Raw genomic sequence first — 21,107 nt, forward strand, 5'->3', positions numbered from 1 at the left:
TCTCCACACTAGAACATTACTCACTCTCAACCCAGCCGCGCACGTCAATCTTACCCGTAACGGCGGCAGATATTAAGGCGGTGCGGCGTTCTTGCATGAGTTGAATGGCTTTTTCTGCTTTTACTATTAGAATGTCAAACTTTTCTGAAATCTTGTTAATTTCAATAAAGATGATTCTTTGTTCATCTATTGGCGGTATCGTTATTTTAAAATCTCTAATTATTTCACAATTGAGAGCGGCTTGATTTCCACCTCTAGCATCTTCTCTTAATTCTTTATAGGCAGCCTGAAAAAAAAGATGGGCATAGTTCGAATATAAATTTTCGTTTGGTATAACAGCTGCAAGGTTTTGGTTTATTGTTGCTTCAATTTTTGTTACAGCAGACGTTCCACGGGTTTTACCTTGGCCAATCATACCCATCACCAACGTACCAACTGGCAACAAGGTTACGGAGCACTCTTTAAGAGCTTTATAAGAGATATAGTCCGTTGGACTTTCAATATAGTATTGATTAACTTCTCCAGAAGATAGCCATGCAACTTCTTTAGGATGCCAATAAGATAAGTTTGCTTTACTTGGTGTTGAACCGTTAAGAACCTGACCATAATAGCCCACTCTACCAACAGCCCAATGCTCAGGCACTTCCCCTAACCATTCAACGCCCGAATCTTTCATCAAAGCATTGGGGTTCAAGCCTTTAGTAACCCCATGACTGATGACCGCTTGGCGCTTTTCTTTTAATAACTTGATTAGGGTTTGCTTTTTTTCGATTAAGGTATCGATTTGACCAATTTCATAATCGAGGAAGTTTGCAATTTGGACTTGTTCAGTGATGTTTGGTACGCACACCTCTAATTCTAATAAATCTGAAGCATTTAAAGCTGAACGTACACCTTGACCACCAATTTCGTTATAAATCCCCCTAAGATACAAATCAAAGTATAAATAATAATAAAACTTTGGATATACACTAGAAAAAGGTTGCAAACGTATATAGGCAGGACTCATGATTCCTTTTTTAAAAACCAATCCAACTCGACTTGTCTTGTAGTTCTCTAAATCAATCAGCTTAAACACTAGATCATTTTTTTCAAAAATTTGATAGCCAGAAAACTTTAATGGTTGTAGTCCATCATCACTTTCGATGCTACGTTCAATTACACCACGCATTGTTAATGCTAATCTCTCCATACATTGTAAGTTACGATTAACTTCTTTTAAGCTCTTAAATCTCCATTTTCCACGTAGTAAATTCCACTCAATCGGAATTTCCCCCAACCATTCAACCCCAGAATCTTTATACTCATCATATTGCTGATACTTCGTCATTATGAATGCACCTCACCCAATAACTGCATAATCTCGCTACTGACCGCATCCAGATCCGCATCAATATCGGCTAGTGCACGAGGTGGCTCATACACATAGAAATGACGGTTAAACGGTATCTCAAAGCCCACGATGCCAATCTCATCATCGATGGCATCAGTCTTATCTGCATTGATCCACGCATCAGGTACATGCGGCCGTACTTCACGCGCGAAGTAGCTTTCAATCAACTCAGTGGTGGTGATTTCAGGATTGAGCGGCACGTTTTCATAATCGCGCAGATCGCTGTCTGTTTGGAACTCAACTATTTTAGCAAGCTTGTTTGAATTGGCAGGCTTATAGCTAAACGCACCATAGAGTGGATTGGTAACCTTAACCGCTTTTTTGATGACAGGTTCAGCGTCTGGATTTTTCCAAGTGATAGCATCCATCAGCTGCTTTTTCTCTTTGGTGTCGAGATTAACATCTGCGTCTTTTAACGCTTGTTTGAACACTTTTTCAAATTCATTGAAGTCATCGAATTGGCGCGCGCCGATAGCTGCTTGCAAGGCTTTCGCTTTATTCATCAGCACAAGCTGCGATTGCCATACTTTAGAATCAAGCACATCTTTGATTTGGCTTTCTTTAAGCTCGCTAAAGTCTGCCTTTATCATCGCGCGTGCTTCTAAGGTGACCGCTGACAAATCACCATAGCTGTCACTGTCATTATTAGTAGCCCACTCACAACCAAAGGCTTCATATAGCGCTGGCATGACCATATCAAAAGGCTTAGGCGCATAGCGTAGGCTATCAATGGCGCTGTCAGATAACTGAGCCGATAGACGTAGCGGCCGCTCAATAGTGATACGGCGATAGCCAAATTCGTGGGTTTTAAATATCTTACTGGCAAAGGTTTTAGCAGGTTCAGCCTTAGGATTGGCAGACTGACGGCCACGGTTAGACTTCACCTCTTCTGGCTTATTTAATACGCGGGCATCAACCACTTCAAAGTTACCAAAGCTACGAGTAATGGTCTTGATGTCGTCATCATTCATCTCATTACGCTTAGAGCCAAGTGATTTACGCATCTTACTGTATAGGTTACTACCGTCAATCAATTGCACTTTGCCGCGACGCTCAGGGGTTTTCTTATTGCTTAATATCCAGATGTAGGTCGCAATGCCCGTGTTATAGAACATATCGTTTGGCAAGGCGATGATGGCCTCTAGCAAATCGGCCTCTAAGATATAGCGGCGAATCTCACTCTCGCCGCTCCCTGCGCCGCCCGTGAATAACGGCGAGCCATTTAAGATAATACCGATACGGCTGCCCTGATTGCTGTTTTGATTACTGCTATTATCTGTCGCTTTATCATCACCAGTAATCGGACGCATCTTGCTAATGAGATGCATTAGGAATAATAGCGACCCATCAGACACGCGCGGCAAGCCAGCCCCAAAGCGACCGTCAAAGCCTTTTTGCGTATGCTCATCATTGATCTCACCGGATATCTTTTTCCAGTCCACCCCAAACGGCGGGTTCGATAGCATGTAGTCAAACTTCTCAGCGACCAGCTGATCACTAGACAAAGTATTACCAAGCTTAATGTTATTCACCTCTTGCCCTTTGATCAGCATATCGGCTTTACAGATGGCATAAGATTCAGGGTTTAGCTCTTGACCATAAGTACGCATCACCGCGTCAGGGTTAAGCTCTAACACGTATTCCATACCAGAGGATAGAAAACCGCCTGTCCCCGCTGTAGGGTCATAGATGGTGCGAATAATGCCGTCTTTGGTCAGGGCATCATCATCTTCCATAAATACCAATGAAGTAGTCAGGCGCACGATATCGCGCGGGGTGAAATGCTCCCCTGCGGTCTCGTTCGAGCTTTCAGCAAAGCGGCGGATAAGCTCCTCAAAGACAAAGCCCATTTCATGGTTAGAGATAGTCTCAGGACTCAGATCGGTATTGGCGAACATCTGCACCACTTTATAAAGCAAGTTAGCATCGGCCAGCTGCCCAACAAACTCTTCAAATTTGAAATGCTCAAATATCTCACGCGCGTCTTTAGAGAAAGATTGCACGTATGTATTGAGGTTATCCTTAATATCGCTCTGACCCATCTTGCTTAAGTCCATGGGCGAAATATTGTAGAAAGGTCGCTTGCTGGCACGAATAATGAATTTCTCTTGCGCTTCCTCAGGCAAACTCATTTCAGCGATACGCTGGCTCTCTGCAACGACGTTTGCTTTGGTCTCTTCTAATACGCACTCTAAGCGGCGCAATAGCGTAAATGGCAGGATGATGCGTCCATATTGAGATTGCTTAAAGTCACCGCGTAATAGGTCAGCAACTGACCAGATGAAAGCCGCTGTTTGAGAGAAATTTTTGGTCATGGAATTGTCTTATTGTTTGTTGGGCAAGGATAAATGCTTGGGATTATATGACAGGCTTAAAAATTGGCTAACACGTACTGCAATGGAATACATCGACTTATGACGGTCTATAAAAATCATTGTATGATAGTAGGGTCTATAAAGGCTAGTATGAAATCGGAATTAAAGGCTATATTGAATAAAAGAATTCTTGTTAAGAATAGATGATGCTTTTTGGAAGCAAGAAAGTGAGGAAGCAAGGAAATGAGGAAGCAAAATCGCCTTTTTTAGACTTTTATTTCAAAGTGGAAAATTACCTCTAAACCAATAAAACAGGTAGCTGGCATTGGAAGCAGAAAAATTATCAGGAAGCAGAAAGTGGAATAATTGACACTCTACAGTAGCGGCTTTAAATGTGGGATAGTACACTCAAAATGGATTCAATTTTACTCGCAATAACTGACCTATAATTACAACCAGATACCTATCGAAAGTTGAAACCTAAGGCCTTGCAAAACAAAAATGCAACTTTATGCGCTCATAAAGATTATCTACTGGGAAATATTATGATCAATACATTTACATATCTGATGGATGCCTACTTCTATCAAGACTGGCGAGCAGAGTATTGTGACTCTAAAGCTAATGATAAGGACGTACTTTTACGTTTTTCGAGTAAAGAGAACGTAGATTTATTGAACAGCTTAGTTCGAGACCTCGAGTATATATTGGCTAATGGTTTAGCAAAAACAGTTTTTGAAAATAACAGCTTTGACTTTGATCCGTTATTAAATGGTTATGCTAGTGAACAAGCATGGATTGACTCAGCTTATAAGACACTAATCGCTGAAATCACATAATTGACTTTCATTATCATAATTATTTTGTAAACAGCTACGAGTAAGCTTCCAAGTTATAAGCCGAGAGTAACGATATTAAAATGTTGTACATATTGTTGTACATAAAATAAAATTAATATAAATTATCCATATTAATCAATATATTAAAGCAGTTGGTTGACTCCCGCCGAGCGCACCAATCATCGTATTTCGCCATTTCTCAGCACTACCTCAAATCTATAAGACCATTTAAAACAAAACCTTGAAGTTTTTATCATTAATAAGCTCGTCTGTTAATACCTATAAGATGTTGTATATATTGTTGTTAACTCCATTTTATGCTGACTTATGACGGGGTATTACTTCTCCTAGCTAGGTATTCGTACCAATCTACTCTGCCTCTTGCAAATTGGCATCTAGTTGCGCACGGCTAGGTACACGCTGATAATTAATCACTGGTATATCACCCAAACGGCGTTGACTAGCAGCAAGCTTGGGGTCGATCGTAATCATCGCGATTTTTATATTTTGTCGAGTAACGAGCAAATGACTGCCCTTTCGTGTCACTCGATAATCAGGAAAATGCTGCTTAATCATCTCCGCCGTCTTTTGTAAGGCGTCATTGATCGGTTTTTTCTTATCTTTTGACTTTGTGTCATGTAAGTTATTTGGCGCACGTGATTTTGCAAAAAACCATAATCCAACGATAACTGCCGTCAATATGACAAGCCACCAAATTCCGTCTATCATAAGAAAGGATATCCATTATTAGCAAGGGTTAGCTTATGTTAGCAGAATTATCATCAGCGTTAATAGCAGAAGTAGAGCATGCTGCTGAACTATTAGAATCGAAACAGCATATTTGCCTTTTAACTGGCGCAGGGATTTCAGCAGAAAGCGGCATTCCGACTTTTCGTGATAAGCAAACTGGCTTGTGGAAAAATTATCGGGCTGAGGACTTGGCGACACCAGATGCCTTCGCCCGTGACCCAAAGCTGGTTTGGTCATGGTATCAATGGCGCAGACAGCTCGTGGCTAGTAAAAAACCCAATCCTGCCCACACGGCATTAGCGCAATGGCAGGATCACATTCAATCGACTAATCAGCAACTAACCCTCATTACTCAAAATGTTGATGATTTGCATGAGCAAGCAGGTAGCGCTGTTACCCACCTGCATGGCAATCTATGGCGTAACCGATGCAGTCAATGTCAGATACCTTATACAATCCAATTAAAAGGCGCTTATAACAGCGAGAATAGCATCAGCTTTGATGAAGCTCTAATGACTTGCCAGCATTGTGATGGTTATATCAGACCTGATATTGTGTGGTTTGGAGAGTCGTTACCGATGCGGGCATGGCAGACAGCAGAGGAAGCTGCCGCGAATTGTGATGTATTTATTAGTATCGGTACTTCTAGCCTCGTCTATCCCGCTGCTGGATTGGCACAACTGGCAAAACATAACGGTGCCAAAATTATCGAGATAAATCCTTATCCGACACCAAATACGCTAGTCGATATTACTCTGGCAGCAAAAGCTGGTGTCATCCTGCCAGAGTTAGTAAAAAGAATGGGCGTACTATAATAGACAAACCATTAACCTACCGCTTGATCGACTTTGTCCAAATACTGCTGCTTTAGCTCATCACTGATAAATGACGATCTAAAAGAGTTTTTTACCAAGGTGATAATATCATCTTCTGTTAATGGCAAATTCTCACTGATATTAATAAAGTTCTGATTGATATAGCCTTTAAAATAAGCAGGGTCATCTGAGTTGACCGTGATATTTAGACCATAATCTAGCAGCTCTTTGATGTTGTGCTCTTTATAATTGTCAAATACTCTCAACTCGATATTAGAATTCGGGCATACGGTGAGCGGCATCTGCTCATCTTTTAGACGCTGCATCAGCTCAGCGCTTTTGATAGATTGCACGCCATGATCGATTCTACTGATATCCAATAAATCCAACGCTTCATAAATGTAAGAGAAATCCGCTTCTTCGCCAGCATGGGCAACCAACTTAAAGCCTTCCTCTTTTGCCTTTTTAAATACCTCTATAAACTTCGATGGCGGATTGCCTAATTCTGAAGAATCTAAACCGACACCAATAATGTCGTCTTTAAATGGCAATGCTTGCTCTAACGTCTCAAATGCTTCTTCTTGTGATAAATGCCGTAAAAAGCACATGATAATACAAGAGGTAATACCATATTGTGCTTTGGCATCAGCCAGTGCACGTTTGATGCCTGTTATGACTGTCTCAAACGCCACGCCTCTTGCCGTATGCGTCTGCGGATCAAAAAATATCTCTGTATGAATGACATTATCTTCGACACATTTGAGAATATACTCCCATGTCAAATCGTAGAAGTCATCCTGCGTAATCAAGACATTGGCACCGGCATAATAGATGTCTAAAAACGTCTGCAGATTGGTAAAGTTATAAGCATTACGCACATCTTCTATGTCTTTATAAGGAATCTCTATCTGGTTCTTTTTTGCCAATCTAAACATAAGCTCAGGCTCGAGCGAGCCTTCAATATGTAAATGCAGTTCTGCTTTTGGCAGTCTTTTTATTAGATCAATCATAATATTCCAGTATTGGCGTTGTATATCGGTTATTTATTAAATATAGCGATAAGTGTTTAGTGTAATCTTTCATGCTGATGGCCGTCAGGGTTTATTTTAAAAAAACCACCGTATCAGACAGCTCATTACCTGATGGGTTTTGCTCCAGATGATAATACTGGCGAAGTACTTGACCAACCTCATCGAGCAATTCAGTCAAGCTTTCTTCTGTCTTCTGATTGGCAATACCGACTACCGCTTTGTCACACATTGCGCGCCAAACTGTTGGGCTAACATGGGCACTGATACCGCGATCAGCGACGATTTCAAGCTTGTGCTCGCAAACATTGACGTATATCAGCACACCAGTGTTTTCTTCAGTGTCCCACACTCGATACTCACTAAATAAATCAATCGCACGGTCACGGCAGTCGCTATGATAGGCCTCTTGAATAGGCAAATGATTTTCTACGATCAAAAATACCTCGCCGCGGTGACCTTGCTCAGCAAGTGTCACCCGCTCTGTCAACCGAGCTTTTGCCGCGGGCGTCAACCATTTACTATGCAAAACGGGGATAAATAAGACTTGGCGCCACCAGCGGGCAAAGCTGGATTTTGAAGCGTTATTCTCTGCCATGATACTATTTCCTCAAGTACGTCATTACTAATGGTTATTTAGTGTCTTTACTAGGCAGCTATGAAGCCACTGAAAAACAACGGGCTAATGCTTACCAAGAACCGCCAGCGCCGCCACCACCAAAACCGCCGCCGCCACCGCCGAAGCCGCCGCCACCAAAACCGCCGCCGCCGAAGCCACCGCCACCGCCCATACCCGGTAGGAATATCATACCACCGCCTCTACCTCCTTTACCGCCGCCAGACCCACCTTTACCGCCGCCGCGTGAAATCAAGAACAGCCATAAAAATATCGCCATAATGATGGTCATAAATAGACCACCGCCCAATGCTAGTGAACCTGCAACAAAACCACCGGCCGTCAGCACAGAACCGAATACTCGACCAAATATACTGGTAATAAAGCTACCAAATATCATCGCCATGATGAATAGAAAAATAGGAGATGGAAGCTCGTCTGAGCCTTGTTGGGTAGTACGTTCAGCTGCCTGCGCATCGGCACGAGCAAGCACTTCAGGATCAGCAGATAAACGATTTTGTAAGGCTGTTACGCCTGCCAATATCCCTGCGCCATAATTATTTTGCTTAAATAACGGGGTAATATCCTCTCGAATGATGCGATTGACCGCCGCATCTGGCAGTACACCTTCGAGTCCATAACCTGTCAATATATACATATCACGGTCATTGACAGCGACAACCACAAGCAAACCATCATCGATGTCTTTACTACCCAGCTGCCATTTTTCAGCAACTTGCAAGGCATAATCAAAGATAGGCATGCCATTGGTAGTTGGGACAATCACCACTGCTGCTTGTGCCAAACCTTGCTGATAAATTGTACGTAGCTGTGCTTCTAAGCGCTGCTTCTCTTGTGGGTTTAAGATATTAGCTTGGTCGATGACAGGACTGTTCAAAATCAGTTTGTCTGCATCGACACTGTCAGCAGTTGATTTGACAGGGGGACGTTTGGTCGCATTTGCCTCTGCCACGCCCTCATTATTGGACGCATTAGGATTGATAGCTTCATTACCGAGTATGGTTTCGTTAATCGCCTCATTGCCTAAAACAGCATCATTAATAGCTTCATTGGATTCAGCGGCTTTTGCAATAGCCACTAAGTCTTCCACACTGCGATTTTGCGTGGTGCTATCGGCAGCAAGCGTACTGTCATCGGGCGCCGCATACAATGTAGACGAGCTACCAATAGTAAGGGCGAATAACAACGCTGCTAGGGGTGTTTTTAAATGAGTCATTAACTGTATACCACCTCAAGTCAGATCTTTACTAAATTAATAGGTAGAGCGGCAATCAGTAAGTATTTAATCGGTACTTGATGCTCTACCTGTTTTTAATGGCTTAACGATATAAATAGGCTTTAAGAGACGCTTATATTTAATATTAGACGCAACCTATTCATACCAGTAAGAAACGCTAAGACGGCTACACAACTCGTTCAATAGATGAAGCATACCAGCATGGAATAAACGCATGATTCATCATTATTGATTTGCTGCTATTGAGCCGTCTTTGACTCGCCATTGTCAAAATCCACGCTTGGTGCAGTAGAAATCTCTTTTTCGTTCGCGACGCTAAAGTTTGGTTTAGCACTCATCCCAAATACTTTTGCCGTAATATTGGTTGGAAATTGACGTACGGTCGTATTGTAGCCCTGTACTTCTTGGATATAGCGGTTACGAGCGACGGCGATACGGTTTTCAGTACCTTCTAATTGCGCTTGCAAATCTTGGAATAGCGCATCAGATTTCAGTTCAGGATAACGCTCAGACACTGCCATCAAACGTGATAGTGCGCCCGTCATCTGTTCTTGCGCCGCCGCATAACGCTCCATCGCTTCAGGATCATTGAGTACTTCTGGCGTTACGGTGATACCACCAGCGCGTGAGCGGGCTTCAGCCACTTGCGTAAAGACTTCCTGCTCTTGCTTGGCATACTGCTGTACTACTTTTACCAAGTTTGGCACCAAATCCGAGCGACGTTGATATTGGTTGACCACCTCTGACCACGAAGCCGTCACTTGCTCATCTTGAGCCTGAAGATTATTATAACCACAACCTGTCAAGCCGACAGTAGACGTGGCTAATACAGCTGATAGCAAGATGGATTTTACAATGGATTTACGGGTCATTGTGGATTCTCCTAATAATGATAAATATCAAACAACTGATAACAAGATTTTAAAATAACTTTTGACTGCTTTTTTTGATACTGACTTCAATACTATGACTATATAAGCTTATATTTTGTAGCCTACAATATGTTGTGCTAATAATGGCGCTATAACGCTTTTTTTACAATTCATCGTTACCAAAACACAACCGCAAGCAACGACTTGTAGCATAATCTCTCACTCTGTTTTGACTATGTATCTATATAACCTGACTTATCATGAATTATTGAAAAATCATCCAAACTGAGATAAATCGACCTTATGCCATATTCTACGGTACTTGTTGCCATAATAAAGCTTGCCATAACATATATATGGCTGCCGCTAAGAAGAAATTTCTAGTAATTGGGTAAAAAATATGGCAAATTGCAGTTACGTAGCTGTACGGTTTGCATACATTTGGTAGTGGACTTATTTTCTTCATAGTATTAGCGATTCGTTTATTTATCATTTAAAAGGATTAATAGACAGATAAATCATCGCTTTATGACTCTATTACGCAATTGTACTTAGCCGATACCGCTCATAGTAAGCTGAATGCCATCGCGATGATGGGTATTTAAAATTATAACCGCCTGTTTTATCCACTGGTTTATTTATAACAGCGTTTATGTTTATGGCAGGATGACGGATTACCAAAGTAAAGAGACAGTAAAAAGATGGCAACCATCGCCAATCGATTGATATTTATATATAAGTGCTATCAAGAGATGAGCAAATACAGCCAAACTTTGATAATAAACCAAGCGGATAAACACAGACAACTACAGTCCATTCTTGGTGACTATGTACATATGAAGCTTAAATCATTGTTTTAAGTACATGCAGATAATTTGAGTGGTTGGCTTTAATAAGGATATTAAACCGTTAACTCACTCTATGCATCCTCATATTTGGCTTTAATAAGGATATTAAACCGTTAACTCACTCTATGCATCCTCATATATAGTCATTTTGAGACAGTTGAAGGAATAGATATATGGAAGGTTTAGTCAATTTAGTAAACGGAATTATTTGGAGCCCTGCATTAATTTACTTATGCTTGGGCGCAGGTCTATTTTATTCCATCATGACGCGCTTTGTACAAGTACGTTTATTCGGTGAAATGATCAAATTGCTATTTACTGGTAAATCTAGTGAACAAGGCATTTCATCGTTTCAGGCACTTGCCGTCTCGCTTGCTGGTCGTGTGGGTATGGGTAACATCGCAGGGGTAGCAGCCGCTATCGGCTTCGGTGGTCCTGGTGCTGTATTTTGGATGTGGGTAGTTGCTTTCCTAGGCGCATCTACTGCTTATGTTGAGTCGACACTGGCTCAGATTTACAAAGAAAAAGATGTAATCACTGGCGAATATCGCGGTGGCCCTGCTTACTATTTTGAGCGCGCACTTGGTCAAAAATGGTACGGCATCCTTTTTGCAATCTCATCTATCCTTGCTTGTGGTATGTTCCTACCAGGCGTACAGGCAAACGGCGTTATCAGTGCTTTCGCGCAGGTAATGGGTGAAGGTTCTATCGTTAACATTGGAGCCTTAGAAGTTGGCTCTATGCGGTTAGTAGCATTGGGTATTATTCTTGTGGTATTAGGTATCATCATCTTCGGTGGTATCAAGCGTATCGCAACGTTTACCGAGTATGCGGTTCCTTTCATGGCAATCGGCTATATTATCCTTGCACTGATCATCATGTTTGCTAATTTTGAGATGATTCCAGAAGTATTTGGCTTAATCGTTGGTGATGCGTTTACTGCTCAAGCAGGTTTTGGTGCAGCGATTGGTTGGGGTGTAAAACGTGGTATTTACTCTAACGAAGCCGGTCAAGGTACAGGTCCTCACGCTGCTGCTGCTGCTGAAGTTGAGCATCCATCACAGCAAGGTTTGGTACAGGCCTTCTCAGTTTACGTTGATACGTTACTGGTTTGTTCTGCTACTGCATTTATGATCTTAACAATGGGTACTTATAACATCCAAGGTACATTACCCGATGGTCAATTCATCGTCCAGAATGTGGCGGCTACGACTGAAATCAACGCTCCAGCATTTACGCAAATGGCAATGGAATCTGTCTATGGTGGTTTTGGTAATACCTTTATCGCTATCGCTGTCTTCTTCTTTGCCTTTACAACCATCTTGGCTTACTACTATATCGCTGAAGTGAACGTTGCTTACTTGACGCGCTTTATCGGTCGCGGTGCCAACAAAACTGGTCTATTTTTAGTTAAAGTCCTAATCATGGTGATGGTTGCCTATGGTGGTCTTAACTCAGCCGGTTATATTTGGGCAATTGGTGATATTGGTGTTGGTCTTATGGCTTGGCTCAATATTGTTGGTATTCTTGTTATCTTCTTTGTGGCACGTCCGACGCTTACCATGCTTAAAGACTATGAAGCACAGCGTAAAGCTGGCGTAACACGCTATACATTTGATCCTGCAAAATTCGGTATCAAAAACGCGCCTTATTGGGAAGAGCGTCATCTAAAAGAGCAACAAAGAATAGCGGCACAAGATCCTTTAAATAAAGAGCATCGTTAATCCTCTGTAAAGTATTTGCCTACTAGCCAGTTATTAAAAAAGCCCGAGACCATTGTCTTGGGCTTTTTTGTATGTGCGCTCTTGCCTCTTTTCTACTATATTCGGTCCTAAATAAAAGAAATACAAATGTTATAAGGTACTACTGGATTCCTTTTACATTGCATCGACTCAAATTATTAGCAGCAATTATTAGGCAGCAAAAAGCCCAACTCAATGGCTAGGCTTTAGGTATTTTTACATCATTTACTTTTTACCAGAAAGATTTAGTAAGTCTATTAACCAAAACTTATTTAGGCAATAAAACTGTATCAATTACATGTACTACACCATTGGTTGCCATCATATCAGTGGCAACGATGTTGGCGGTATTACCATTTGAATCTGTAATGACATTGGCATCACTAATCGTGATGGTTTGACCATTCGCCGTTTCAATCGCAGTACCATAAGGAATATCAGCGGCTTTTACAACCATAGGTACGACATGGTATGGAAGCACACTTTTTAACGTCGCTTGATCAGCAAGTAATTCTTCTTTGGTAATGTTCAATTTAGTTAATAAAGCAGCAAATGCATCATCAGTAGGTGCAAATACTGTGTACTTGTCTTCAGCCATCAGCATCGAATCAAGCCCAGCTGCCTGTAGTGCAGCGGTCAAGATGGTCAAGTCTTTATTGCCAGCTGCCATCTCACCAATAGTCTGCGTAGCTGCTGCTTCAGGGGCAACATCCGCTTCAACCATTGGTTCAGCTGCGACTTCTGGCTCAACGACTACATCAGTGGTTGCTTCTGGCTCAACTGGCTCAGCAACGACTTCTTTATCGTTACAAGCTGCTAATGACATTGCTGCCGCCACAACGGCGATAGATAGTAAGTTCTTTTTTAACATAAGACATTCCTTTGATATTAATAACTATTGAGTGAATAAAAATTTGATAAGTACTGATTCGATAAGTAATAATTTTTGCATAAACAGTTTTTTTAAAATGCACAATACTGTTTAGAATATGACATTCTTTAAAGGGACGTTATCTGAAATCATCTACAATATTAACTGATTGATTTTTAATTGATATATTCTTAGGTAGTAGCACTGTAGCAATCACGTATATAACACAGGCGTTTCGTTATCTGAATCTATAACGAATTTAAGAGCTGCGTAGAACAGCTCTTAAACGATTGATCTTATACGCATATAATGGCTAGTTTATAAAACCTTGCCAAAAGACTATCTAGGCATTAAAACTCTATCAATCACATGTACCACACCATTACTGGCAGTAATGTCCGTTTTTAAGAGATTTGCTGTACGTCCACTTTCATCCATCAATTTGCCTTGGGCTGTGACCATAAGCGTGTCCATGCTTAGCATTGTTATATTGCCTGGTCTAATATCCTTGGCATAAATAGGTGCTGCGGCGTTAATCACGTGATAGCTTAAGATTTTAGTCAATAGTGGTTTATTGGCAAAGAGCTGTGCTTTGCTCATGTTATTTTCTTGTAACGCTTGCATAAAGGCAGCATTGGTTGGCGCAAGAATCGTATAGTTAGCATTAGGATTAGAGAGCGCGCCTGCTAAATCAGCGGCAACGACAGCTTCTACGAGTACAGAGAAGTCAGGATTGCTTTGGGCAATTTGTACTACATTCATTTTTGCCATTGATTGGCTATGCATGGGCGCTTTCATAGGAGCGCTTTTGGCTGGCATCATATTGTTACAAGCACTTAGACCTGCAATTGAAACAGCTAAAGTACCAATAGCAGCGATTTTGATGATTTTCATAATATTATCCTTAATGAGTAAATATCTATAATCTGTTGGTTTTTATCTGGTATGTCAGATGAGATTGGCTTTCCTTAGCAGCAACGCTTAACGATATAATCACTGATTTGATAATGCAGGATTAGCCATGAAAAATAATATATAGGCAAACTTGCAAATAAAATCATCAACCCTTACTAATAAGCACCGCTTATGAAACATCAATCCTTCTGAAATTAAATTAACATATCCTTAAGTGGCGTAAACGGCTATTTACGCTACTTTTTGTGGTGTGCATGTAATCTGTATTTGCATTATAAAGTGATACTTTTACGTTTATAATCATAAGTAAAGCTTTCTGTAACCCTAAAGATAAATGATATTCATTTGTGCTCACACGCTTTATGCAATAGACTTTGATAACCTGACATTGGCAATATATTTTCTGCTAAAATCATCTGTATTTATTTACTATTTTTTACTGACATTGATGGTTTTGACGTCTTCTCTATTAAAAATTATAACGACTTTTTCCTCTTCTTTTTTATAACATTGACTCTATAAGCAGCGCTCCTATGACTCCAACAGCCCGTTCTCAAACTGATACCTCTTCAAACAATTTAACTGACGCCAGTAACCCAAATGCCAATCCCAATGACTTTATATTGACGCCGCCTGCTGTGTTCCCTTATAAGGATCAGCAGCTAACGGCGCGAGCGCGCATTACAGAGCAAATGGCAGCACGGATTTTGATGCTCGATGGCGCCATGGGCACGCATATTCAGAACTATAAATTAGAGGAAACGGACTATCGCGGTGAGCGCTTTGCTGATATCAAGCAAGATGTCCGCGGCAATAATGATTTATTGGTGCTGACGCAGCCACATATGATTAAAGAGATTCATTTGGCGCATTTGGAATCCGGCGCTGATATTATCGAGACCAATAGCTTTAATGGTACGCGGCTGTCGATGGCAGACTACGACATGCAGTATCTCGTGCCTGAGCTAAATAAAACGGCTGCTAAAATCGCACGTGAAGCCGCTGACGAATACACTGCGAAGAATCCAGAAAAACCACGCTTTGTCGCTGGGGTTATTGGTCCGACATCGCGTACTTGCTCGCTATCACCTGACGTTAATGACCCTGCCTTTCGTAATATTACCTTTGATGAACTGGTGCTGAACTATCGCGAAGCAACCTTGGCGCTAATGGAAGGTGGCGTTGATATCATTTTGATTGAGACTATTTTTGATACGCTCAATGCCAAAGCAGCAATCTTTGCCGTCACAGGCGTGTTTGATGATATCGGATTTGAATTGCCAATTATGATTTCAGGGACGATTACAGATGCGTCAGGTCGTACGCTATCTGGGCAAACGGCTGAAGCGTTTTATAACTCCATTCGTCATGCCAAACCGCTATCCGTTGGCTTTAACTGTGCGCTCGGTGCGGACGCGCTTAGACCCCATATCCAAACACTATCGAATATTGCCAATACTTATGTCTCTGCGCATCCAAATGCTGGTCTGCCTAATGAGTTTGGTGAATATGATGAAACTGCCGATGAAACAGCTGCACTGCTTGAAGGCTTTGCCAAAGCTGGTATCTTAAATATTGTCGGTGGCTGTTGTGGTACAACACCTGAGCATATCCGTCAAATCGCTAATATGGTAGCAAAGTACCCACCGCGCATTATTCCTGAGATTCCGCCTGCCTGCCGCTTATCTGGTCTTGAGCCATTTACCATCAATAAAGACAGTCTATTCGTCAACGTTGGTGAGCGTACCAACGTTACCGGTTCAAAAAAATTCTTACGCCTAATTAAAACCGAAGCTTATCTTGAGGCGCTTGACGTTGCCCGTGACCAAGTCGAAGGCGGCGCGCAAATCGTCGACATCAATATGGATGAGGGCATGCTTGATTCTAAGCAAGCGATGATTCACTTCGTTAACTTGGTGTCAGGCGAGCCAGACATCAGCCGTGTGCCGTTAATGCTAGATTCATCGAAATGGGACATTATCGAAGAAGGTCTTAAGCGCACTCAAGGTAAATGTGTCGTCAACTCTATCTCATTAAAAGAAGGTCACGCCGAATTTGTTGAACGCGCCAAGCTCTGTATGCGCTATGGTGCCGCCATTATAGTCATGGCATTCGATGAAGATGGACAGGCGGATACCTTCGAGCGCAAAACTCAGATTTGTAAACGCAGCTATGATGTGTTGGTCGATGAAGTGGGCTTCCCTTCTGAAGATATTATCTTTGACCCGAATATTTTTGCCGTCGCGACCGGTATTACCGAGCACAATAACTACGGTGCTGACTTTATCAACGCGACCAAGTGGATTACGGATAACTTACCTAATGCGATGGTATCGGGCGGCGTATCTAACGTATCGTTTAGTTTCCGTGGTAATCCGATTCGTGAAGCCATCAATTCTGTATTCCTTTATCATGCGATTCAAAACGGCTTAACGATGGGTATCGTCAACCCTGCCATGCTTGAGCTGTATGATGACATTCCTGTCGAGGCACGCGATGCCATCGAAGATGTGATGCTCAACCGCAACCAAGGCGAAACTGGGCAAGATGCCACCGAACGGCTGATGACCATCGCTGAAAACTATCAAGATGGTGGTAAGAAAAAAGACAGTACCGTCGATATGACATGGCGTGAAGGCACAGTCGAAGAACGGATTGCTCATGCGTTAGTAAAAGGTATTACCACCTTTATCGAAGCGGATACTAAAGAAGCGTGGGAGAAATATCCGCGCCCACTTGAGGTCATCGAAGGACCACTGATGGACGGTATGAATATCGTTGGCGATTTATTTGGTGCTGGTAAAATGTTTTTGCCACAAGTGGTAAAATCTGCGCGCGTTATGAAGCAATCAGTTGCTTGGCTAAACCCGTATATCGAAGCGGAAAAAGTCGAAGGCGAAAAGAAAGGTAAAATCCTCATGGCGACGGTCAAAGGTGACGTCCATGATATCGGTAAAAATATCGTCGGCGTGGTACTCGGCTGTAATGGCTATGACATCGTCGATTTGGGCGTGATGGTACCTTGTGAAAAAATCCTCGATACCGCGATAGCTGAGAAAGTCGATATCATCGGCTTATCAGGTCTGATTACCCCAAGTCTTGATGAGATGGTCTATGTCGCCAAGCAAATGCAAGAGCGTGGCATGACTTTGCCATTGATGATCGGTGGTGCAACGACCTCAAAAGCGCATACGGCGGTCAAAGTCGAACCACAATACCAAAATAATGGTGTCATCTATGTGGCGGATGCCTCACGCTCTGTCGGCGTAGTGACCAAGCTACTGTCAAAAGAGAATTGCCAAGGTCTCATTGATGAAACCCGCGAAGAATATATCAAGGTGCGTGAGCGTCTGGCTAAGCGCCAACCAAAGGCGGCGAAGGTCACATATGCCGAATCGGTCAAGATTGGCTTTCAGTATGATTGGGACAACTATGTGCCACCGACGCCTAATAAATTAGGGCAAGTGATCTTTGACGACTATCCTATCACTAACCTGCTGCCTTATATCGATTGGACACCCTTCTTTATCTCTTGGGGACTTGCTGGTAAATATCCAAAAATCTTGCAAGATGAGGTGGTTGGTGAAGCGGCGCGTGATTTGTTTGATAATGCCAATGACTTGATGCAAAAAATGATTGATGAGAAGTTAATCGTTGCCAAAGGCGTCTTTAAGCTCATGCCAGCCCGTCGTACCGGTGCCGATACCGTCGCCGTCTATGACAAATCACCGACTGAGGGCGGCACAGCAGAATATCAATTTGAGCATTTACGTCAACAAAGCGACAAAGCCAGCGGCAAGCCAAACTTTAGCTTGGCAGACTTTATCTCGCCATCGGAAGCGCATACCGATTATCTTGGCGGTTTTACGGTCTCAATCGTTGGGACAGAAGCATTGGCTGAAAAGTATAAAGCGGCTGGTGATGACTATAATGCCATCATGGTACAGGCACTGTCTGATCGTTTAGCTGAAGCATTCGCTGAACATCTACATGAGCTGATTCGTAAAGAGTATTGGGGCTATCAGCCAACTGAGTCACTCACTAATGATGAGATGATTAAAGAAAAATATGTCGGTATCCGCCCTGCACCTGGCTACCCTGCCTGCCCTGAGCATACCGAAAAAGGCAAACTATTTGAATGGCTTGGTACGGGCGATGCCATCGGTACGACCTTGACTGAAAGCTATGCGATGTGGCCTGCGTCATCAGTCAGCGGCTTCTATTACTCACATCCTGATAGTGAGTACTTTAACGTCGGTAAAATCAGTACCGATCAGTTAGAAAGCTATGCTGAGCGTAAAGGCTGGGATATGAAGACTGCTGAGAAGTGGTTGAATCCGAATTTGTAGGTTACTAATGATTTAGACATCTATTTAGCATACAAACTTTATCATTATTCATAAGCCAAATATCAAACATTGATATTTGGCTTTTTATTCATTCACTATGTTTATCTTTCCCCCGCCGACACTTCTCCGAACAATAAATCACCTGTGCCCAATCCTTTTCCCATTTCTTGCGCCAAGTAAAGGGACGCTGGCAAACGGGGCAGATTTTTTGCGGTAAGTTTACTTTTTTATGTGCCATAGCCTGCTCCCTCGTGCCCATATACCCCTACTTGACTATTAACGCCTATTTATCTTCTTTTTGATGATTCAATCCTTCATACTTTTTCACGCGGCGGCATTGGTCGGAGCAATAGACCATGCTGTCCCAGTTTTTATCCAACTTTTTAGTCCAACTAAATTCGCGCTCGCAGACAGGGCAGAGTTTTTTGCGGACGTTCTTTTTTTTATGCGCCATGATACTTACCTTTAAATTAAAAAAATCGCTTAGCGACCCCAAATTGGTGAGCGCACTACCCCGCCCGTTTTACTGCTAATGGCATAACTGGTATTCCCTGTTAGAGAATGGATAACTAAGCTACCGCCATTTTGACTGCTTTGACCGATTACTTGCCTATCCAGATTTGACTGACGCATCGGATAGAGGGCGTATTGTCCAGAAGGTGATAGGCGCGCTGGCTCATCAAGTCCTGTCTCTGCCAGATTGATGACTTGTCCTGTGGTAAGCGTCATTACTGCCGCTTTGCGACCATTGAGATATGCCAAACGCTGACTATCTAAGCTAAGCTGGGGGCTGGCAGCATAGCCTCCCGTCGATATCAGCGCGGCGTTGCCCGTGGCAAAACTATAACGATAAATGCTTGGGCGACCAGCGCGGACTTTATCACTGGTATAGACAAAGCTCTGCCCATCGCTGGCATAGCTTGGCTGCACTTCAGTGCTCGGTAGCGTGGTGAGCTGTTTGGTATCGCCATCGCTTAAACGCATCTCATAAATATCGGCATTGCCGCCAACGGTTGAGCTATAAATAAGCTTTTTGCCATCGGGTGAGAATGACGGAGATAAATTGCTACCTTCTACGTTGACGACCAAATTATGACTACCGCTTTTGACATCGTAAATATAAATCTTTGGATGCTGACGCGCGGCTTGTTTGCTATAAGCGAGCATTTGACCATCCACTGACCACGTAGGCGCGTAGATATAGCCATTTAGCTGATCAATCAATTGACGCCCGCTACCATCAGGGCGGATACGATATAGCGTCGAGACCTTGGCAGCACCCACGCCTTGCTCCTCTACATAAGCAATATAACCTTGTCGATCTACTGCTGGCATGCCAATAGTGAGCGGATTATTTATAGCCATTGCGCTAGGCGCTTTGGACAAAGCATTTGGCATTGTCTGGCAGCCTGTTAATACTGCCAGCATTGAAAGCATGATAATAGGAACAGTACTGTTTAGACTACGAATATTAACAGTCGGTTTTAAGACAGCGGTTTTTAACATAAGATAAAGTCCTATAGATCCATTCGATACGAACCATTTAAAACGTGCAACTTACTATTAATAATATAGTCAGGGAAAAATAATATCGATACATCAAGTACTGCTGATATTAATTTTCCTTGCTTGCTGTAGCTAGCCGACAGAGGCTGCAAAAAATTTATACCAGCAGTACTGTAGCGTTTTTGAGATATTTTAACTATATCAAGTGAAAGAGTACTAAATGAAATATAAGCAATCAGCAACAGCGATGTCGCTAGTGTAACGTAGATTGCCCTCTTCTTTTAAACAAAAATTTTAGACAAAAAAATGCCCCACTGCTAAATGAGGCATTTTTTATATATGGTTATCATATAACGATAGTAACTGGCTATCTATATTATTTAGCAACCGCTTTAAAGTGTGCAACTTGACTGTTATTTTTGATGGTCAATATAGGTGTGTTGCTTGCATTGGTGCTGGTGCTATATTTGCCTTGTACCGTGGCAAGCGTAGCAGTATCGAAGCTGGCTTGTGGCTCAGGGCATGCCATCATAGTAGATAGGATATTGCCTAATATGACGTTACCATTGACAACTTTATAGTCAGAACCCATGTTATTACAAGTATTGGCAAAAGCAACACGGTCATTGCCGTTATCTTTGAAGAATTTTAGGGTAAGTGGTTTGGCTGGATCAAAGAATAACTGAGTGACCTTGTCACCATTTGCACGCTTGGCATCAACAAGCTGCCAATCATACGCTTGTAGTGCATTAGCAGTAATTGGTTGAGTCACAGGCGCCGTTACGATAGGAGCAGTTTGGCAACCAGCAGCCAATGTACCTACAGTAAGGGTAGCAGCCATCATTATTTTGGTCATATTTTTCATATAAAATCCTAGAGGTTTCAAATATTAATATACAAAGTAAGATACTCATTGTTTATCATTTTAATCAGTAGCGCTTGCTCTGATGAATTTGTTGTTTTCTTTAGTCTAAACAATGCGGCTATTAT

17 protein-coding genes are annotated in these 21,107 nt (G+C 42.2%); 4 read left to right on the forward strand and 13 right to left on the reverse strand.

Translation table 11 applies throughout. The annotated features are described in order from the left end of the window. Window positions 1–16: 16 nt before the first annotated feature. Window positions 17–1,330 carry a restriction endonuclease subunit S gene (locus JMX75_RS02115; RefSeq protein ID WP_201530729.1) on the reverse strand — a complete coding sequence of 438 codons (1,314 nt, stop codon included), beginning with the start codon at window positions 1,328–1,330 and terminating at the stop codon, window positions 17–19. Further along, the gene (locus JMX75_RS02120) at window positions 1,330–3,708 is read right to left on the reverse strand and encodes a type I restriction-modification system subunit M (RefSeq protein ID WP_201530730.1); all 2,379 of its coding nucleotides are present in this window, start codon (window positions 3,706–3,708) and stop codon (window positions 1,330–1,332) included. The genes JMX75_RS02115 and JMX75_RS02120 overlap by 1 nt, the downstream gene beginning before the upstream one ends. 545 nt (window positions 3,709–4,253) lie before the next feature. On the opposite strand from JMX75_RS02120, the gene JMX75_RS02125 reads away from it, so the two are divergent. Continuing rightward, the gene (locus tag JMX75_RS02125) at window positions 4,254–4,547 is read left to right on the forward strand and encodes a contact-dependent growth inhibition system immunity protein (RefSeq protein WP_201530731.1); all 294 of its coding nucleotides are present in this window, start codon (window positions 4,254–4,256) and stop codon (window positions 4,545–4,547) included. 369 nt (window positions 4,548–4,916) lie between these two features. Here JMX75_RS02125 and JMX75_RS02130 read toward each other — a convergent pair whose 3' ends face one another. Further along, window positions 4,917–5,276, reverse strand: coding sequence for a hypothetical protein (locus JMX75_RS02130; protein ID WP_149409930.1), 360 nt, complete (start codon window positions 5,274–5,276; stop codon window positions 4,917–4,919). Window positions 5,277–5,311: 35 nt separating this feature from the next. Between JMX75_RS02130 and JMX75_RS02135 the strand changes: the two genes are divergently transcribed. Continuing rightward, window positions 5,312–6,112 carry an NAD-dependent deacylase gene (locus JMX75_RS02135; protein WP_227672979.1) on the forward strand — a complete coding sequence of 267 codons (801 nt, stop codon included), beginning with the start codon at window positions 5,312–5,314 and terminating at the stop codon, window positions 6,110–6,112. Window positions 6,113–6,123: 11 nt separating this feature from the next. Here JMX75_RS02135 and JMX75_RS02140 read toward each other — a convergent pair whose 3' ends face one another. From JMX75_RS02140 to JMX75_RS02155, 4 genes are all read right to left on the reverse strand, one after another. Next, window positions 6,124–7,122, reverse strand: coding sequence for an adenosine deaminase (locus tag JMX75_RS02140; protein ID WP_181210802.1), 999 nt, complete (start codon window positions 7,120–7,122; stop codon window positions 6,124–6,126). A 91-nt stretch (window positions 7,123–7,213) separates the two neighbouring features. Next, window positions 7,214–7,738 carry a TPM domain-containing protein gene (locus JMX75_RS02145; protein ID WP_020442785.1) on the reverse strand — a complete coding sequence of 175 codons (525 nt, stop codon included), beginning with the start codon at window positions 7,736–7,738 and terminating at the stop codon, window positions 7,214–7,216. A gap of 91 nt (window positions 7,739–7,829) precedes the next feature. Next, entirely contained in the window at window positions 7,830–8,993 is a 1,164-nt protein-coding gene (locus tag JMX75_RS02150) for a TPM domain-containing protein (protein ID WP_133105448.1), read from the reverse strand. 260 nt (window positions 8,994–9,253) lie between these two features. Then, window positions 9,254–9,886 (reverse strand): LemA family protein, encoded by a 633-nt coding sequence (locus JMX75_RS02155; protein ID WP_133105449.1) that lies wholly within the window; start codon window positions 9,884–9,886, stop codon window positions 9,254–9,256. 1,021 nt (window positions 9,887–10,907) lie between these two features. On the opposite strand from JMX75_RS02155, the gene JMX75_RS02160 reads away from it, so the two are divergent. Then, window positions 10,908–12,458: an alanine/glycine:cation symporter family protein gene (locus JMX75_RS02160; RefSeq protein WP_020442782.1), complete on the forward strand. Its 1,551-nt coding sequence runs from the start codon at window positions 10,908–10,910 to the stop codon at window positions 12,456–12,458. 286 nt (window positions 12,459–12,744) lie between these two features. On the opposite strand, the gene JMX75_RS02165 is transcribed toward JMX75_RS02160, so the two are convergent. Continuing rightward, entirely contained in the window at window positions 12,745–13,347 is a 603-nt protein-coding gene (locus tag JMX75_RS02165; RefSeq protein ID WP_133105450.1) for a fasciclin domain-containing protein, read from the reverse strand. Between the two features lie 339 nt (window positions 13,348–13,686). Further along, window positions 13,687–14,241: a fasciclin domain-containing protein gene (locus JMX75_RS02170; protein ID WP_133105451.1), complete on the reverse strand. Its 555-nt coding sequence runs from the start codon at window positions 14,239–14,241 to the stop codon at window positions 13,687–13,689. A gap of 554 nt (window positions 14,242–14,795) precedes the next feature. Here JMX75_RS02170 and metH point away from each other — a divergent pair. Next, the gene (gene metH, locus JMX75_RS02175) at window positions 14,796–18,611 is read left to right on the forward strand and encodes a methionine synthase (protein WP_133105452.1); all 3,816 of its coding nucleotides are present in this window, start codon (window positions 14,796–14,798) and stop codon (window positions 18,609–18,611) included. Window positions 18,612–18,699: 88 nt separating this feature from the next. Here metH and JMX75_RS02180 read toward each other — a convergent pair whose 3' ends face one another. The 4 genes from JMX75_RS02180 to JMX75_RS02195 all read right to left on the reverse strand — a co-directional run bounded on the left by JMX75_RS02180 (window position 18,700) and on the right by JMX75_RS02195 (window position 20,982). After that, window positions 18,700–18,849, reverse strand: a complete 150-nt coding sequence (locus JMX75_RS02180) for a DUF2256 domain-containing protein (RefSeq protein ID WP_133105453.1) — start codon at window positions 18,847–18,849, stop codon at window positions 18,700–18,702. A 45-nt stretch (window positions 18,850–18,894) separates the two neighbouring features. Next, window positions 18,895–19,065 carry a DUF2256 domain-containing protein gene (locus JMX75_RS02185; protein ID WP_083759461.1) on the reverse strand — a complete coding sequence of 57 codons (171 nt, stop codon included), beginning with the start codon at window positions 19,063–19,065 and terminating at the stop codon, window positions 18,895–18,897. 29 nt (window positions 19,066–19,094) lie between these two features. Further along, the gene (locus tag JMX75_RS02190; RefSeq protein WP_133105454.1) at window positions 19,095–20,117 is read right to left on the reverse strand and encodes a PD40 domain-containing protein; all 1,023 of its coding nucleotides are present in this window, start codon (window positions 20,115–20,117) and stop codon (window positions 19,095–19,097) included. Between the two features lie 376 nt (window positions 20,118–20,493). Next, a complete protein-coding gene (locus tag JMX75_RS02195; RefSeq protein ID WP_201530732.1) occupies window positions 20,494–20,982 on the reverse strand; it encodes an META domain-containing protein in 489 nt (162 codons plus the stop codon). Window positions 20,983–21,107 lie beyond the last annotated feature (125 nt).

It is taken from the genome of Psychrobacter sp. LFX-11D, assembly GCF_904846475.1.
Lineage (GTDB): Bacteria > Pseudomonadota > Gammaproteobacteria > Pseudomonadales > Moraxellaceae > Psychrobacter > Psychrobacter cryohalolentis.

Bases quoted from the DNA above. Each gene is read 5' to 3' on its own strand.
- JMX75_RS02115 (WP_201530729.1), bottom strand. From the start codon at position 1,330: ATGACGAAGTATCAGCAATATGATGAGTATAAAGATTCTGGGGTTGAA.
- JMX75_RS02185 (WP_083759461.1), bottom strand. From the start codon at position 19,065: ATGGCGCATAAAAAAAAGAACGTCCGCAAAAAACTCTGCCCTGTCTGC.
- JMX75_RS02135 (WP_227672979.1), top strand. From the start codon at position 5,312: ATGTTAGCAGAATTATCATCAGCGTTAATAGCAGAAGTAGAGCATGCT.
- JMX75_RS02180 (WP_133105453.1), bottom strand. From the start codon at position 18,849: ATGGCACATAAAAAAGTAAACTTACCGCAAAAAATCTGCCCCGTTTGC.
- JMX75_RS02120 (WP_201530730.1), bottom strand. From the start codon at position 3,708: ATGACCAAAAATTTCTCTCAAACAGCGGCTTTCATCTGGTCAGTTGCT.
- metH (WP_133105452.1), top strand. From the start codon at position 14,796: ATGACTCCAACAGCCCGTTCTCAAACTGATACCTCTTCAAACAATTTA.
- JMX75_RS02160 (WP_020442782.1), top strand. From the start codon at position 10,908: ATGGAAGGTTTAGTCAATTTAGTAAACGGAATTATTTGGAGCCCTGCA.
- JMX75_RS02170 (WP_133105451.1), bottom strand. From the start codon at position 14,241: ATGAAAATCATCAAAATCGCTGCTATTGGTACTTTAGCTGTTTCAATT.
- JMX75_RS02130 (WP_149409930.1), bottom strand. From the start codon at position 5,276: ATGATAGACGGAATTTGGTGGCTTGTCATATTGACGGCAGTTATCGTT.
- JMX75_RS02155 (WP_133105449.1), bottom strand. From the start codon at position 9,886: ATGACCCGTAAATCCATTGTAAAATCCATCTTGCTATCAGCTGTATTA.
- JMX75_RS02125 (WP_201530731.1), top strand. From the start codon at position 4,254: ATGATCAATACATTTACATATCTGATGGATGCCTACTTCTATCAAGAC.
- JMX75_RS02165 (WP_133105450.1), bottom strand. From the start codon at position 13,347: ATGTTAAAAAAGAACTTACTATCTATCGCCGTTGTGGCGGCAGCAATG.
- JMX75_RS02150 (WP_133105448.1), bottom strand. From the start codon at position 8,993: ATGACTCATTTAAAAACACCCCTAGCAGCGTTGTTATTCGCCCTTACT.
- JMX75_RS02190 (WP_133105454.1), bottom strand. From the start codon at position 20,117: ATGTTAAAAACCGCTGTCTTAAAACCGACTGTTAATATTCGTAGTCTA.
- JMX75_RS02140 (WP_181210802.1), bottom strand. From the start codon at position 7,122: ATGATTGATCTAATAAAAAGACTGCCAAAAGCAGAACTGCATTTACAT.
- JMX75_RS02145 (WP_020442785.1), bottom strand. From the start codon at position 7,738: ATGGCAGAGAATAACGCTTCAAAATCCAGCTTTGCCCGCTGGTGGCGC.
- JMX75_RS02195 (WP_201530732.1), bottom strand. From the start codon at position 20,982: ATGAAAAATATGACCAAAATAATGATGGCTGCTACCCTTACTGTAGGT.